11 protein-coding genes are annotated in these 13699 nt (G+C 66.5%); 6 read left to right on the top strand and 5 right to left on the bottom strand.

Going from position 1 to position 13699, the window contains the following annotated elements:
• Positions 1–12 precede the first annotated feature (12 nt).
• From hmpA to AC07S4_RS04775, 4 genes are all read right to left on the bottom strand, one after another.
• Complete coding sequence (hmpA, locus tag AC07S4_RS04760) at positions 13–1194, bottom strand: NO-inducible flavohemoprotein (RefSeq protein ID WP_494985502.1); 1182 nt, start codon at positions 1192–1194, stop codon at positions 13–15.
• Positions 1195–1243: 49 nt separating this feature from the next.
• The gene (locus tag AC07S4_RS04765) at positions 1244–1675 is read right to left on the bottom strand and encodes a hemerythrin domain-containing protein (RefSeq protein WP_494985503.1); all 432 of its coding nucleotides are present in this window, start codon (positions 1673–1675) and stop codon (positions 1244–1246) included.
• Between the two features lie 78 nt (positions 1676–1753).
• Positions 1754–2467, bottom strand: coding sequence for an aquaporin (locus AC07S4_RS04770; RefSeq protein WP_494985504.1), 714 nt, complete (start codon positions 2465–2467; stop codon positions 1754–1756).
• Between the two features lie 81 nt (positions 2468–2548).
• Positions 2549–4852 (bottom strand): PAS domain S-box protein, encoded by a 2304-nt coding sequence (locus AC07S4_RS04775; RefSeq protein ID WP_494985505.1) that lies wholly within the window; start codon positions 4850–4852, stop codon positions 2549–2551.
• Between the two features lie 208 nt (positions 4853–5060).
• Between AC07S4_RS04775 and AC07S4_RS04780 the strand changes: the two genes are divergently transcribed.
• From AC07S4_RS04780 to AC07S4_RS04805, 6 genes are all read left to right on the top strand, one after another.
• Positions 5061–5771 (top strand): YdcF family protein, encoded by a 711-nt coding sequence (locus tag AC07S4_RS04780; protein ID WP_494985506.1) that lies wholly within the window; start codon positions 5061–5063, stop codon positions 5769–5771.
• A gap of 17 nt (positions 5772–5788) precedes the next feature.
• A complete protein-coding gene (locus AC07S4_RS04785) occupies positions 5789–7270 on the top strand; it encodes a chondroitinase-B domain-containing protein (RefSeq protein ID WP_494985507.1) in 1482 nt (493 codons plus the stop codon).
• 97 nt (positions 7271–7367) lie between these two features.
• Positions 7368–8795, top strand: a complete 1428-nt coding sequence (locus AC07S4_RS04790) for a circularly permuted type 2 ATP-grasp protein (protein ID WP_161072888.1) — start codon at positions 7368–7370, stop codon at positions 8793–8795.
• A complete protein-coding gene (locus AC07S4_RS04795; protein WP_494985508.1) occupies positions 8789–9751 on the top strand; it encodes an alpha-E domain-containing protein in 963 nt (320 codons plus the stop codon). Before AC07S4_RS04790 ends, AC07S4_RS04795 begins: the two co-directional genes overlap by 7 nt.
• Positions 9752–9772: 21 nt before the next feature.
• A complete protein-coding gene (locus AC07S4_RS04800) occupies positions 9773–10576 on the top strand; it encodes a transglutaminase family protein (protein ID WP_494985509.1) in 804 nt (267 codons plus the stop codon).
• A gap of 72 nt (positions 10577–10648) precedes the next feature.
• Positions 10649–11479, top strand: coding sequence for a proteasome-type protease (locus AC07S4_RS04805; protein ID WP_494985510.1), 831 nt, complete (start codon positions 10649–10651; stop codon positions 11477–11479).
• Here the strand turns inward: AC07S4_RS04805 and AC07S4_RS04810 are convergent, their stop codons facing one another.
• On the bottom strand, positions 11480–13672 hold the full coding sequence (locus AC07S4_RS04810) for a heavy metal translocating P-type ATPase (RefSeq protein WP_494985511.1): 2193 nt from the start codon (positions 13670–13672) through the stop codon (positions 11480–11482).
• Positions 13673–13699: the final 27 nt, after the last annotated feature.

The following is a 13699-nucleotide window of genomic DNA, read 5'->3' on the forward strand; positions in this document are numbered from 1 at the left end:
CGAGCCGCCGGATTACTGCAGCGCTTCGGCCGGGCCGAAGAACTCGTAGTAGGTCTGCGCTTCGGGCACACCCAGTTCGCGCAGGTGCGTCTTCATGGCTTTCATGAAGGGCGTCGGGCCGAGGAAGTAGGCTTCCACGTCGCGCGATTCAGGCAGCCAGTCCGCCAGGTGCTGCTTGCCGATGTAGCCGGTGGCGTGCGGCTTGACGTCGCTGCCGTGGTCCTGCTCGTACACATAGTAGCGGCTCAGTTGCGGGTGCTGCGCGGCCAGCTCGTCGATATGGCTGCGGAAAGCATGTACGCCGGCGTGGCGCGCCGCGTGGATGAAGTGCACCGGGCGGCGCGTGCGCAGCGCCGCGCCCAGCATGGCCAGCGTTGGGGTGATGCCCACGCCGCCGCTGATCAGCACCAGCGGCTTGTCGCTTTCGGCCAGGGTGAAGGCGCCCGACGGCGGGAACAGGGTAACGCTGTCGCCCACGTTGACGGCGCCGTGCAGGTGGTTCGAAACCTTGCCGTTCGGCTCGCGTTTCACGCTGATGCGGTAAGTGGCGCCATTGCTCTCGGCCGACAGCGAATACTGGCGGCGCATTTCCGTGCCGTCCACCGTCACCAGCAGGCCGATGTACTGGCCCGGCAGGAAGGACACCACCTTGCCGCCGTCCGCCGGGGCGAACACGAAGGACGTGATCTCGTCGCTTTCAACGGTCTTGGCCGCCACCTTGAATTCGCGCGCGCCGCGCCAGCCGCCCTCGGCCTGTTCGTTCGCGGCGTAGATCTGCTCTTCGGCGCCGGTCAGGATTTCCACCAGCTGGCCGTAGGCCGAGGCCCAGGCATCGATGACCGCGTCGGTGGCCACTTCCGCGCCCAGCACTTCGCGGATGGAACCCAGCAGCGCGGCGCCCACTTTCGGATAGTGCTCAGGCAGGATTTGCAGCGATGCGTGCTTGTTGATGATGGTGTTCACCAGCGGACCCAGTTCCGACAGGCGCTCGATATTGGCCGCGTACATCAGGATGGAATTGGCCAGCGCGCGCTGCTGGGTGCCGCCGTGCTGGTTGGCCTGGTTGAAGAACGGGATCACTTCCGGGAAGTCGTTGAACAGCTTCAGGTAGAAGTGGCGCGTCAGCGTCTCGCCGCCGGTTTTCAGGATGGGGACGGTGGCGGTGATGATGGCGCTGTGTTCAGGGGTCAACATAATGGTTTGCCTTTGCTAGTGGTTGATCAGGTGGGTCGAGTTGGGGGTATCAGGCCGCCAGGCGCTCGGCTTCGAGCGCTTCCACGGCCGGGTAGAATTCGTGGTCTTCCTTCTTCATGCGCTCGTAGACGCGGCGCAGCACCGCGTTGGCTTCGGCGCGGAATTTTTCCGGCGCGGCCAGCACGTGGGCGGCCGAGTTCCAGGTGGTGGCGAAAGCCATGTAGGCAGCCACGATGCCGTTCATCTCCAGCTGGTACAGATTGCTCATGCGGGCAATCGCGGCGTCGCCGCTGGCGCGCAGCGTGGGGTAAAGCACCTTGTCTTCCACCGCCAGGTGCAGCTTGATGTTGCCGCTCATGCCGATGATGCGCGCCGCAATGGCCTCGGCGTTCGCTTCGATGCCGCCGTGGACCAGCTGGCGCAGGGCGCCGATGTCGGCAAGGATGTCCTCGTGCTGGTGCTTGAATTTGTCGATGTTCATGGCTATCGCTCCGGGTTTCGCTATCAATGTGACTGAACTATAGCCGGTTTTCGATAAACATGCAATCCATCTACATCTTTAAATCCGGAGCGCTGGTTTCCGGCCCGACAGGATGGTGGCGGCGGCCGCCCCGGCGATTTGCGCCAGGATGCAGGCGGGTGCGTCCGCCAGGCGCAGGCCGCCGCTACCCAGCGTGCGCGCCAGCGTCATGGCCGGATTCATGTGTGCAATCGAGGGGCTCCACCAGCAGGCGGCCATGACGTAGGCCGCCACGGCGAGCGCCGCCGCAGCGGGACTGCAGCGCCCGCAGCTTATGAAGAGGGCCAGCAGGCCAAAGGTGGCGGCGAATTCGCCCAGCAAGGCCGCCGCGCCGCTGTGGCTGGGACCGGCGGCCACCAGCCAGGGCAGGCCGAAGACGGCGTGTGCGCAGGCCGCGCCCAGCATGGCGCCGGCGCCCTGCGCCGCGGCATAGGGCAAGGCCAGTTCCGGTTCCAGGCGGCCGCGCCAGGCCTGGGCCAGGGCCAGCAACGGGTTGAACAGGCCGCCTGACACGGGGCCGAAGACGAGTATCAGCAGCGCCAGGCCTGTGCACGATACCGCCGATGCGATTGCCTGGGCCATTGCGGCGTCCCCGCCGGCCGCGCGCGCTGCGGCAAAGCCGGAGCCGCAGCAGATGGCCAGCAGCAGGGCCGTGCCCGCGAATTCGGCAGCCAGGCGCCTGGCAATAAGCCGGCCCCGCCCTGCGCATGCGCTTGCTCCCGCTACCGGGCGCTTGTTTGTCACCGCCACCATTACGCTTCCCCCTCATCGAATGAACAACCCTCCAATGTACGGAGGGCTGGCCGGGACGAGGTCTGCGCGCGGCGATAGCTGCTATGGCGTTTGCGCTTTGCCGTTGCTGCGCACAATGGCCAGCGCGGCGTCCAGCCCGTCCTGCAGGGCGGAGATGTCGATGGGTTTGGTGAAGTAGCGGAAGAAGCCGGCGTCCAGCGCGGCGTCGATGTCGTTGCGCATGGCGTTGGCGGAGATGGCCAGCACCGGAATGGCCGCCGTGGCCGGGTCGTCGCGCAACTGGCGCTGGATCTCGCGGCCGCTCAAGCCGGGCAGGTTCATGTCCAGCAGGACGATGTCCGGCAACTGGCGGCGCGCCATTTCCAGCCCTTCGGCGCCGTCCATGCAGGTGATCAGGCGCAGGTCGCTGCGGAAACTGAGCACATCTTCCACCAGGCGCAGATTGGTGGGATTGTCTTCCACGTACAGCAGCAGCGGCAGGCCGCCGCGCTCGGCCACAGGCTCGGGCGCAGGCTTGGCGGCTGCGGCGATGGCGGCGCGGGCGCTTTCCGGCGCAGCCGTCGCCGGCAGCTCCACCCAGAACATGCTGCCGGCCCCCGGCGTGCTCTGCACGCCGATGGCGCCGCCCATCAGCTCGACCAGCCGCTTGGTCACCACCAGGCCGATGCCGCTGCCCTCTTCCGTGCCGCCCTCCTGGCCCAGCCGGTTGAAGGGCTGGAACAAGGCGTCCAGCTGCTCGGGCTTGAGGCCGGGGCCGGTATCCTGTACCGACACGCGCACCTTGTCCGCGCCGGCCTCGGCGCAATCGACCACCACGGCGCCATATTCCCGGTTGTACTTGATGGCGTTGGACAGCAGGTTGAGCACGATCTGCTTGAGCCGGGTGCGGTCGGCCTTCACATACATGTCCACCGCCGGCGCCACGATGACGCGCACGCCGCGCTTGTCGGCCGACACGTCCACCATGCGGTAGGCCTCCTGCAGCAGCTCGGCCAGGCCCACCGGCTCTATCGACAGCACCACCGTGCCGGATTCGATCTTGGCCAGGTCGAGGATCTCGTTGATCAGCGTCAGCAAGTGCTCGCCGGCCTTCAGGATATGTCCCATGAAAGTCTTGCGCTGCAGCTCGGTGACCGGCAGTTTCTCGTTATTGAGCAGCTGGGCAAAGCCGAGAATGGCGTTCAGCGGCGTGCGCAACTCGTGCGACATGCTGGCCAGGAACAGGTCCTTGGCCTTGTTGGCCCGTTCCAGCTCCAGCTTCTGCTGCTGCAGGGCGCGCTCGATGCGCTTGCGCTCGGTGATGTCGCGGATTGCGCTCGACACCAGGATCTCGCCCTCCGTTTCCAGCGGACTCAAGCTGATTTCGACAGGGAATTCCGTGCCGTCGCGGCGCAAGCCGTACAGCTCCAGCCCGGCGCCCATGGCGCGCGGACGCGGCGCATGGAAGAAGCTGCCGCGCTGCTCGGGGTGGCCGGCGGCAAAGCGCTGCGGGATCAGCACCTCCATGCGCTTGCCCAGCAGGTCGCGCCGCGCGTAGCCGAACAGCTGCTCGGCCTGCGAGTTGACCAGGACGATGTCGCCCTGGCGGTTGACGATGACGATGGCGTCCGGCGCCGACTCCAGCAGGCCGCGGAACTTCTGCTCGGCCTTGCGGCGCTCGCTGATGTCGCGGATGGCGCTCATCACCAGCTTGCCTTCCTCGGTGGTGATGGGGCTCAGGCTGATTTCGACGGGAAACTCCACCTTGTCCTTGCGCAGTCCGTACAGCTCCAGCCCGGCACCCATGGTGCGCGAGCGCGGCTGCACGAAGTAGTTGCTGCGGTGGCCGATATGGCCGTTGCGGTAGCGCTCGGGCAGCAGCACTTCGATAGGCTGGCCCTTGAGTTCGCCCGCTTCATAGCCGAACAGGCGCTCTGCCTGCGTGTTGGCCAGCACGATCAGGCCGGTGGAGTTGGCCATGACGATGCCGTCCGGCGTGGACTCGAGCACGTCGCGGTATTTGGCCTCCACATGCTTGGCGTCGCGTAGGGCTTTCTGGCGCGTGATGTCGTTCTTGGAAAGAAGGATGAACTCCTTGTGGTCGGGGCCGTCCCGCACGATCTTGCTGGCCACGTTGACGAACATGGGCGCGCCGCTTTTCTGGCGGCGCAGGCCCTCGTAGTCGTATATGCCGCCATTCCTCGCCAGTTCGGCCAGGAAGGCCTGCCATTCCGCGCCGGTCTCGCCGGTCAGTTCATAGATGTAGCGCCCCACGGCCTCGTCGGCCGTGTAGCCGAACAGCTGCTCCGCCCCGCCGGTCCAGTGCGCCACCTTGCCGTGGCGGTCGGTGACGATGACGCCGCCCGGCGCCTTGTCCAACACCAGCTGATCGAAATCGGTTGTCATCACACGTCCCGAGGCAAGAAGTGGCCTGAGTATAGGACCGGACGCCCTGGGGCACAAGCATTGTGACATGTCTTTTTACTACCGTTTTGGTAGCCATGCCACCCTTGCGCCGGCAATCCTTGACTTTCGCTGGCACAATTGCTCCAATGTCAAGATGCTTGCCCCTTTTACCATTTCACAATTCGCCCACGTCGTCCTGCTTCCGCCTATGAGCTTGTTTCTCGCCATGCTGGCGGGCTGGCTGCTGCGCCGCCGCTGGCCGCGTGCCGGGCGCGCATTGTGGGGCGGCGGACTGGCCGCGCTGGTGGTGCTGAGCACGGACGCGGGCGCGCGCCTGCTGGTGCGTCCGCTGGAAAACCTGACCGCGCCGCTGGCTGCCGGCGCCGAAAAGCAGGCGCAGGCGGTGGTGGTGCTGGCCGCCGGCAATATGGAGCATGCGCCTGAATACGGCGGCAACAGTCCGGACAGCATTGCGCTGGCGCGCTTGCGCTACGGCGCCCGCTTGCAGCACCGCAGCGGCCTGCCGCTGCTGGTCACCGGCGGCAACGCCATCCCCGAACGGGGCGTGCCGCCCAAGGCGGAAGCCATGGCGCGCGCGCTGCGCGAGGATTTCCGCACGCCGGTGCAATGGGTGGAGTCCGCTTCCGCCACCACGGCGGAGAACGCCGAACTGTCGGCCCGGCTGCTGAAACCGGCCGGCGTGCGCACCGTGCTGCTGGTGACCGACGCCATGCACATGCCGCGCGCGCGGCGGGTGTTCGAACGCGCCGGCCTGCAGGTGGTGGCCGCGCCCACCGTATTCCGTGCCTGGGGGCCGTTGTCGGCGTCCTCCTTCCTGCCCAGCGCGGACGCGCTGGCATCCTCCTATTACGCCGTCTATGAATGGATAGGCTTGGCGTGGTACCGCATTAAAGAATAACCCTCTATCGGAATCTTATGTCTCGTCGCAAACGCTCATCCTCCCGCAAATCCTCCAGCCGCCTGCTGCCGCTGGCCATCGTCGCCCTGCTCGGACTGGGCGGCGGCGCTGCCGCCGCCTTCTACGCCGTCAACCAGGTGGGCATGGCGCCGCGCCAGGTGGGGCCATATGTGGAGCGCCGCGCAAGCGGCCACAACAGCATTGTGGAAGGCCTGGGCCGCAAGCTGGCCGCCACGCTGTCCGGGCTGGACGGCGGCGCCGCCAGCGCGCCGCCGCTGCCGGCCTGGAACGCCGGCGCGCAAGCCGCCGCCACGCAAGCCGCGCCGTCCGGCAACGTGGTGCCGGTGTCCAATCCGGGCGCACTGGTGCAGGCCATGGCGCAGGCCCGCGCGGGCGATGTGATTACGCTGCAGCCCGGCACCTACAGCTTCAGCGGCGTGAACTTCATCGCGGCCAGCGCGGCGGGCACCCGGGAGCGCCCCATCACCGTGCGCGCCGAGCGCCCCGGCACGGTCAATATCGAGTTCAAGCTGAGCGAGGGCTTCCTGGTGAGCGGTCCTTACTGGACTTTTGAAAACCTGGCCATACGCGGCGCCTGCAGCGATTCGGCGCAGTGCCAGCACGCCTTCCACATTGCCGGCCGCGCCAACGGTTTTGTGGCGCGCAACAACACCATCAGCGATTTCAATGCGCACTTCAAGATCAATGCCCAGGGCGGCGCTGCGCCGGACGACGGCGTCATCGAGGGCAACACGCTGACCAACAGCGCCGCGCGCAAGACCAGAGAGCCGGTCACGCCCATCGACCTGGTGGCGGGCAGCCGCTGGGCCATACGCGGCAACCTGATCTCGGACTTCATCAAGCAGGGCGGCGACGGCATCAGCTACGGCGCCTACGCCAAGGGCGCCGGTTCGGCCAATCTGTTCGAGCGCAATGTGGTGCTGTGCGAGCACAAGCTGCGCGGCTACAGCGGCCAGCGCGTTGGCCTGTCGCTGGGCGGCGGCGGTACCGGCCTGCCCTATTGCCGCGACCAGCGCTGCATCACCGAACAGGACGGCGGCGTTATCCAGTCCAACCTGATCGCCTCCTGCTCCGACGAAGGTATCTACCTGAACCGCGCGGCCACCAGCAAGGTACTGCACAACACGCTGATCGACACGGCGGGCATGATGGTGCGCTACCCGGAAAGCAGCGCCCAGGTGGAAGGCAACATTGTCGACGGCCGCGTGCGCGCCGACCGAGGCGGCATTATCCATGCCGGAGATAACCTGGAGGCCGGGCTGAACCGCCTGTTCATGGGTTCGCATCCGCAGCGCGCCCTGTTCCGCGACGCGCTGGGCCTGGACCTGGCCTGGGCCGGCGAGGCGCCGCGCCGCGCACTGGCGTCCAACCTGGCGGCGGAACCCGCTCCCGCAGCAAGCGACCTGTGCGGCAAGTCCCGTCCCGCGCAGCCCGCTTACGGTGCGGTGGAGAACTTCGCAGCCTGCTTGAAGCGCTGAGGCCGCACTAAAGCGGTGCATCCGGTGGCGCATCTGCGCTTGTAATGCTGGCACGGTTCTTGTTACTACAAGATTATCGCAGCCACGGAACAAGCAGATGCCTACCTTCTTCAATGAAATGCATGCCGACGGTGGATTGGAAGTGCGCGAGCACTACCGCGAATTCTGCCGCTGGCTGGCCCAGCAGCCGCCCGAAACCATAGAGCGCAAGCGCGCCGAAGCGGACTTGATGTTCCGCCGCGTCGGCATCACTTTCGCTGTCTATGGGGACGACGCCGGTACCGAGCGCCTGATTCCCTTCGACATCGTGCCGCGCATTATTCCGGCCGCCGAATGGAGCCAGCTGCAGACCGGCCTGGTTCAGCGCGTCAAGGCGCTGAACATGTTTATCCACGACATCTACCACGGCCAGAACATCATCAAGGCCGGCATCATTCCCGCCGAGCAGATCTACCGCAACGCCCAGTACCGTCCCGAGATGCAGGGCATATCGGTGGCTTCGGACATCTACGCCCATATCGCCGGGGTCGACATCGTGCGCGCCGGCAAGGGCGAGTTCTATGTGCTGGAGGACAATCTGCGGGTGCCGTCCGGTGTGTCCTACATGCTGGAAGACCGCAAGATGATGATGCGGCTGTTCCCCGAGCTGTTCGCCCGCAACAAGGTGGCGCCGGTGGAGCACTATCCCGACCTGCTGCTGGACAATCTGCGCTCGGTGGCCCCGATGGGCGTGGACGACCCCACCGTGGTGGTGATGACGCCCGGCATGTACAACTCGGCCTATTTCGAACACGCCTTCCTGGCCCAGCAGATGGGCGTGGAGCTGGTCGAGGGCAAGGACTTGTTCGTGGCCGACAACTCGGTCTACATGCGCACCACGCACGGCCCCAAGCGCGTGGACGTGATCTACCGCCGCCTGGACGACGACTTCCTCGATCCGCTCGCCTTCCGGCCCGATTCCTCGCTGGGCGTGCCCGGCCTGCTGTCGGTGTACCGCGCCGGACGCGTGACGCTGGCCAACGCCATCGGCACCGGCGTGGCGGACGACAAGTCCATCTACCCCTACGTGCCGGACATGATCCGCTTCTACCTGTCCGAAGAGCCGGTGCTCAACAATGTGCCGACCTACCAGTGCCGGAAAAAAGAGGACCTGCAATACACGCTGGCCCACCTGTCCGACCTGGTGGTGAAGGAAGTGCACGGCGCGGGCGGCTACGGCATGCTGGTGGGGCCGGCCTCCACGCGCGAGCAGATCGAGGATTTCCGCCGCCGCCTGATCGCCAAGCCGGACGGCTATATCGCCCAGCCCACGCTGGCGCTGTCGAACTGCCCCACGTTTGTGGAGAGCGGCGTGGCGCCGCGCCATATCGACCTGCGGCCCTTCGTCCTGTCCGGCAAGACCATCTCCATGGTGCCGGGCGGCCTGACCCGCGTGGCCTTGCAGGAAGGCTCGCTGGTGGTGAATTCGTCGCAAGGCGGCGGCACCAAAGACACCTGGATACTGGAAAAGGATCAACCATGCTGAGCCGCACCGCCGACCATTTGTTCTGGATGGCGCGCTACACCGAGCGCGCCGAGAACACCGCCCGCCTGCTGGACGTGACGGTGCAGACCTCCATGCTGCCGCTGTCCGAGCAGGACGCCGCCCAGGGCTGGCGCGCCATGCTCGGCATTTCAGAACTGCAGGCGGCGTATGACCGCAAGCACAGCACGGTGGACGCCCGCTGCGTGATCGATTTCATGGTGCGCGACCCATCCAACCCGTCCTCCATCGCGGCCTGCCTGAAGGAAGCGCGCGAAAACGCCCGCGCCGTGCGCGGCACGCTGACTACCGAAGTGTGGGAAATCCAGAACCAGACCTGGCTGGACCTGAACAAGCGCTTGGGCAACGGCGTGCTGGACCACGACCCCAGCCAGTTCTTCGAGTGGGTGAAATACCGCTCCCATTTGTCGCGCGGCGTTACGCTGGGCACCATGCTGCGCGACGACGCGGTGCATTTCATCCGGCTCGGCACCTTCCTGGAGCGGGCCGACAATACGGCGCGCATCCTGGACGTGAAATTCCATGGCGCGCGGGATGCCAGCGAGGGCGGCGAGTCCGGCAATGAACAGACGCAGCGCGACTTTTACTACTGGGCCGCTCTGCTGCGCTCGGTGTCCGGCTTTGAAATCTACCGCAAGGTCTACCGCGACGTCATCACCCCGGCGCGCGTGGCCGAGCTGCTGATGCTGCGCGCCGACATGCCGCGCTCGCTGCTGGCCTGCATGGACGAGGTGGTGCAAAATCTGCAGCAGGTGCGCAACGACCTGTCCCGGGACACCGAGCGTTTCGCCGGCAAGCTGCACGCCGAACTGCAATTCGGCCGCATCGACGACATCCTGCAGGCCGGGCTGCACGACACGCTGACAGAATTCCTGCAGCGCATATACGAACTGGGCAACCGCATCAGCCGCGATTTCCTGGTCCCGCTGGCCGCCTGAGAGTACGCCTGAAAGAACACTATGCAACTATCCATACGGCATGAGACGAGCTACAGCTACACGGCGCCGCAGGCATATTCCATCCAGCAGCTGCACCTGACGCCGCGCGCCGAGGCGCACCAGCATGTGCTGAACTGGCATTTGAGCACGGTGGGCCAGATCCACGGCTACACCGACGCCTACGGCAACCTGTCGCACATGCTGACCATTAACGCGCCGCATTCTGGGCTGTCCATCATCGCGCAGGGGCTGGTCGAGACCACCACCCCGCCCGGCGGGCGCATCCCCAACGGCGATACGCTGTCGCCGCTGATCTACACCGTGCCGACCCGGCTGACGTCGGCCACGCCCGGCATACAGGAACTTGCGGCCGCCTGCCTGCCCGAAGGCAAGGCGCAAACCCGGCAGCTGATGCAGCTGGCCGAGCGCATTTTCGGCACGGTGACATATATCACGGGCGCCACGGAAGTGAGTACGACGGCCGGGTCCGCCCTGGAGCAAGGCAGCGGCGTCTGCCAGGACCATGCCCATATCTTCCTGGCCTGCTGCCATGCGCAGGGCATACCGGCGCGCTACGTGTCCGGCTACATCGACCCCGGCAACACCAGCCACGCCGCCAGCCACGCCTGGGTGGACGCCTGGGTGGAGGATGACGGCTACAGCGGCTGGGTCAGCATCGACGTGACGCACACGCGGCTGATGGACGACGGCTACTGCCGCCTGGCCATAGGCCGCGATTACGACGCCGCCGCCCCGGTGCGCGGCATGCGGCGCGGCGGCGGCGGCGAAACCATGTCGGTCCAGGTCCAGATCGTGCCGCAATAGCACGGCGGCGGGTGGTGATAAAATTGATTCCTTGAACCAATACATTGTTATCAAATGACTTATTGCGTAGGAATGCGCCTCGATGCGGGCCTGGTGTTTTTGTCGGACTCGCGCACCAACGCGGGCGTGGATCAGGTGAGCACGGCGCGCAAGCTGAATGTGTTCGAGCTGCCCGGCGAACGCATGATGGTGCTAATGACGGCGGGAAATCTGTCGATTTCGCAATCGGTGCGGCAACTGCTGTCCGAATACGTCGGCCCGTCCGGCTACAGCATCTGGAACGCGCCCAATATGCACGAGGCTGCCCGCCTGGTGGGTGAGGTTGTGCGCCTGGTGCACGAGCGCGACGCGAAGGCGCTGGCCGAATTCGGCATCGATTTCAATGTGAGCCTCATTTTCGGCGGCCAGATCAAGGGCGAACGCTGCCGCCTGTTCCAGGTCTACTCGGCCGGCAACTTCATCGAGTCGCACAACGAGAACACCTATTTCCAGATTGGCGAGGCCAAGTACGGCAAGCCGATTATCGACCGCGTGGTGACGCCGGAAACCGCGCTGGACGAGGCCGCCAAGTGCGCGCTCATTTCCATGGATTCCACTTTGCGCTCCAATGTGTCGGTGGGCCTGCCGCTGGACTTGCTGGTCTACGAGAACAATGCGCTGGCGGTGACGCGCTTTGTGACCATCGACGAGCGCAACGAGTATTTCCAGATGATACGCAGCACCTGGGGCCAGCAGCTGAAGACCATCTTCGAAGGCATCGCCGCGCCGGTGTGGGACAGCTCGCCGCAAGAGCGGGTGAGTAAGCCGGTGCGGGTGCCGCTGCCGGAGGGCCTGGCCTCCGGCACGCAGCCGCCCGCTGCGCCCCAATCGTTTGCGCAGCAGTTCGATAACAAGCAGCAGTAATTACAGCGGCCGCCAGCGTTTCAGCAGCAGTGCGTTGCTGATGACGCTGGCGGAACTGAACGCCATCGCGGCGCCCGCCACCACCGGGCTGAGCAATCCTGCCGCCGCCAGCGGTATCCCCACCAGGTTGTAGATAAAGGCCCAGAACAGGTTCTGGCGGATTTTGCTGTAGGTGCGGCGCGAGATGTCGATGGCGTCCGCCACCAGCGCAGGTTCGCCGCGCATCAGCGTAATGCCGGCCGCGTGCATGGCGACGTCGGTGCCGGTGGACATGGCGATGCCGACGTCCGCCGCCGTGAGCGCGGGCGCGTCGTTGATGCCGTCGCCGACCATGGCCACGGTTTCCCCCGCCGCTTTCAGGCGCGCTACTTCCTGCGCTTTCGCGCCCGGCAGCACGTTGGCAATAATCTGCTGGATGCCCAGCGCGCCGCCCACCGCTTGCGCGCTGCCCTGGTTGTCGCCGGTGAGCAGCACGGTCTTGATGCCGAGCGCGTGCAGCTTGTCCACGGCGGCGCGGGCGTGCGGCTTGACCTCGTCGCCAAAGCCGAGCAGGCCCAGCAGGCGCGGCGGCGCGCCCGCGGCGGCTATCCATGAGACGGTATTGCCCGCTTCTTCCAGTGCTTGCGCCCGGGCTTGCAGCGGCGCCATGTCAACGCCGGACTCCCGCATCAGCCGCGTGCTGCCCAGCAGCAGCGGCTGTCCATCGACGGTGCCTGACAGGCCACGGCCCGGCAGGGCTTGCAAGTCCGTCACCGGCGCCGGCGCCACGCCGCGCGCTGCGGACAGGGCTTTGACGGCGCCGGCCAGCGGATGCTCGCTGCCTTGCTGGAGCGACGCGGCCAGGCGCAGCAGAACATCATCGCCCGCCACGCCGGCGGCTGCCGCCAGTCCTGTCACCACGGGCTGGCCCACCGTCAGCGTGCCCGTCTTGTCGAATACCACCGTGCTGACGCGGTGGGCGATTTCCAGCGCCTCCGCGTCCTTGATCAGGATGCCGTACCGCGCGCCGGCGCCGGTGCCGGCCATCATCGCCGCCGGGGTAGCCAGCCCGAGCGCACAGGGACAGGCGATGACCAGCACCGCGACCGCGTTGATGATGGCCGTGCCCGCCTCCGCTCCCGCCAGCCACCAGCCGGCGAAGGTCAGCAGCGCGATCACCAGCACGACGGGCACGAACACGCTGCTGACACGGTCCACCAGCCGTTGCACCGGCGCTTTTTCGGCCTGCGCGCTCTCCACCAGGCGGATGATGCGCGACAGCGTGGTTTCCGCGCCGACCGCATCGGTACGCACCAGCAGCAGCCCTTCTGCGTTGATCGCGCCGCCGGTCACCCTGGCGCCGGGATGCTTGGCGACCGGCAGGCTTTCGCCGGTCAGCATGGATTCGTTGACGTGGCTGGCGCCCTCGGTGACGGTGCCGTCGACAGGCACGCGCTCGCCGGGCCGGACCACGACCAGGTCTCCCACGCGCACCGAGCGGATGGGCAAGTCCTGCTCCACGCCGTTGCGGCGCACGCGCGCCACGTCGGGCCGCAGCGCTTGCAGGGCGCGGATGGCGTTGGTGGTCTGGCGCTTGGCGCGCGCTTCCAGCCACTTTCCGAGCAGAACCAGGGTGATGACGACCGCTGCGGCCTCGAAATACAGATGGGGCATGGCGCTGCCGGAAGCCAGCAGCTGGTAGACGCTCAGGCCAAAGGCGGCACTGGTGCCGATGGCGACCAGCAGGTCCATATTGCCCTCCCCTGCCCGCGCCGCCTTCCAGCCCGCAATGTAGAAGCGCGCGCCCAGCCAGAACTGCACCGGCGCGGCCAGCGCCAGTTGCAGCCAGCCCGGCAGCATCCAGTGCCGGCCGAACAGCTCCACCGCCATGGGCACGATCAAAGGCAGGGACAGCAGCGCGGCGATGCCGACACGGATGCCGTCGCGGTCGATTTTGTCCGCCTTGGCGGTGTCGGGTGCGGCTTCAGGCCCGGTCTCCTGTGCAGGCTCCGGCGTGGCCTGATAGCCTGCCGCTTCGATGGCCTCCAGCAGCAGCTCCACGCCCACGCCCTCGCCCGCCACCACGCTGGCGCGCTCGGTCGCGAGGTTGACGCTGACGCTGTCCACCCCGGCCACTTTCCTGATTGCTTTTTCTACCCGGCCCACGCAGGACGCGCAGCTCATGCCTTCGATGTCTATGGAGTATGTTGCCATGATGCAGTCCTTATCCTGATCTGGCCT

Source organism: Pseudoduganella sp. GW821-FHT05F09 (assembly GCF_059419605.1).

Excerpts from the sequence above, each read along its gene's own strand:
- AC07S4_RS04790 (WP_161072888.1), top strand. The coding sequence starts at position 7,368 with ATGCCTACCTTCTTCAATGAAATGCATGCCGACGGTGGATTGGAAGTG.
- AC07S4_RS04800 (WP_494985509.1), top strand. The coding sequence starts at position 9,773 with ATGCAACTATCCATACGGCATGAGACGAGCTACAGCTACACGGCGCCG.
- AC07S4_RS04795 (WP_494985508.1), top strand. The coding sequence starts at position 8,789 with ATGCTGAGCCGCACCGCCGACCATTTGTTCTGGATGGCGCGCTACACC.
- AC07S4_RS04805 (WP_494985510.1), top strand. The coding sequence starts at position 10,649 with ATGCGCCTCGATGCGGGCCTGGTGTTTTTGTCGGACTCGCGCACCAAC.
- AC07S4_RS04810 (WP_494985511.1), bottom strand. The coding sequence starts at position 13,672 with ATGGCAACATACTCCATAGACATCGAAGGCATGAGCTGCGCGTCCTGC.
- AC07S4_RS04785 (WP_494985507.1), top strand. The coding sequence starts at position 5,789 with ATGTCTCGTCGCAAACGCTCATCCTCCCGCAAATCCTCCAGCCGCCTG.
- AC07S4_RS04775 (WP_494985505.1), bottom strand. The coding sequence starts at position 4,852 with ATGACAACCGATTTCGATCAGCTGGTGTTGGACAAGGCGCCGGGCGGC.
- hmpA (WP_494985502.1), bottom strand. The coding sequence starts at position 1,194 with ATGTTGACCCCTGAACACAGCGCCATCATCACCGCCACCGTCCCCATC.
- AC07S4_RS04780 (WP_494985506.1), top strand. The coding sequence starts at position 5,061 with ATGAGCTTGTTTCTCGCCATGCTGGCGGGCTGGCTGCTGCGCCGCCGC.
- AC07S4_RS04770 (WP_494985504.1), bottom strand. The coding sequence starts at position 2,467 with ATGGTGGCGGTGACAAACAAGCGCCCGGTAGCGGGAGCAAGCGCATGC.
- AC07S4_RS04765 (WP_494985503.1), bottom strand. The coding sequence starts at position 1,675 with ATGAACATCGACAAATTCAAGCACCAGCACGAGGACATCCTTGCCGAC.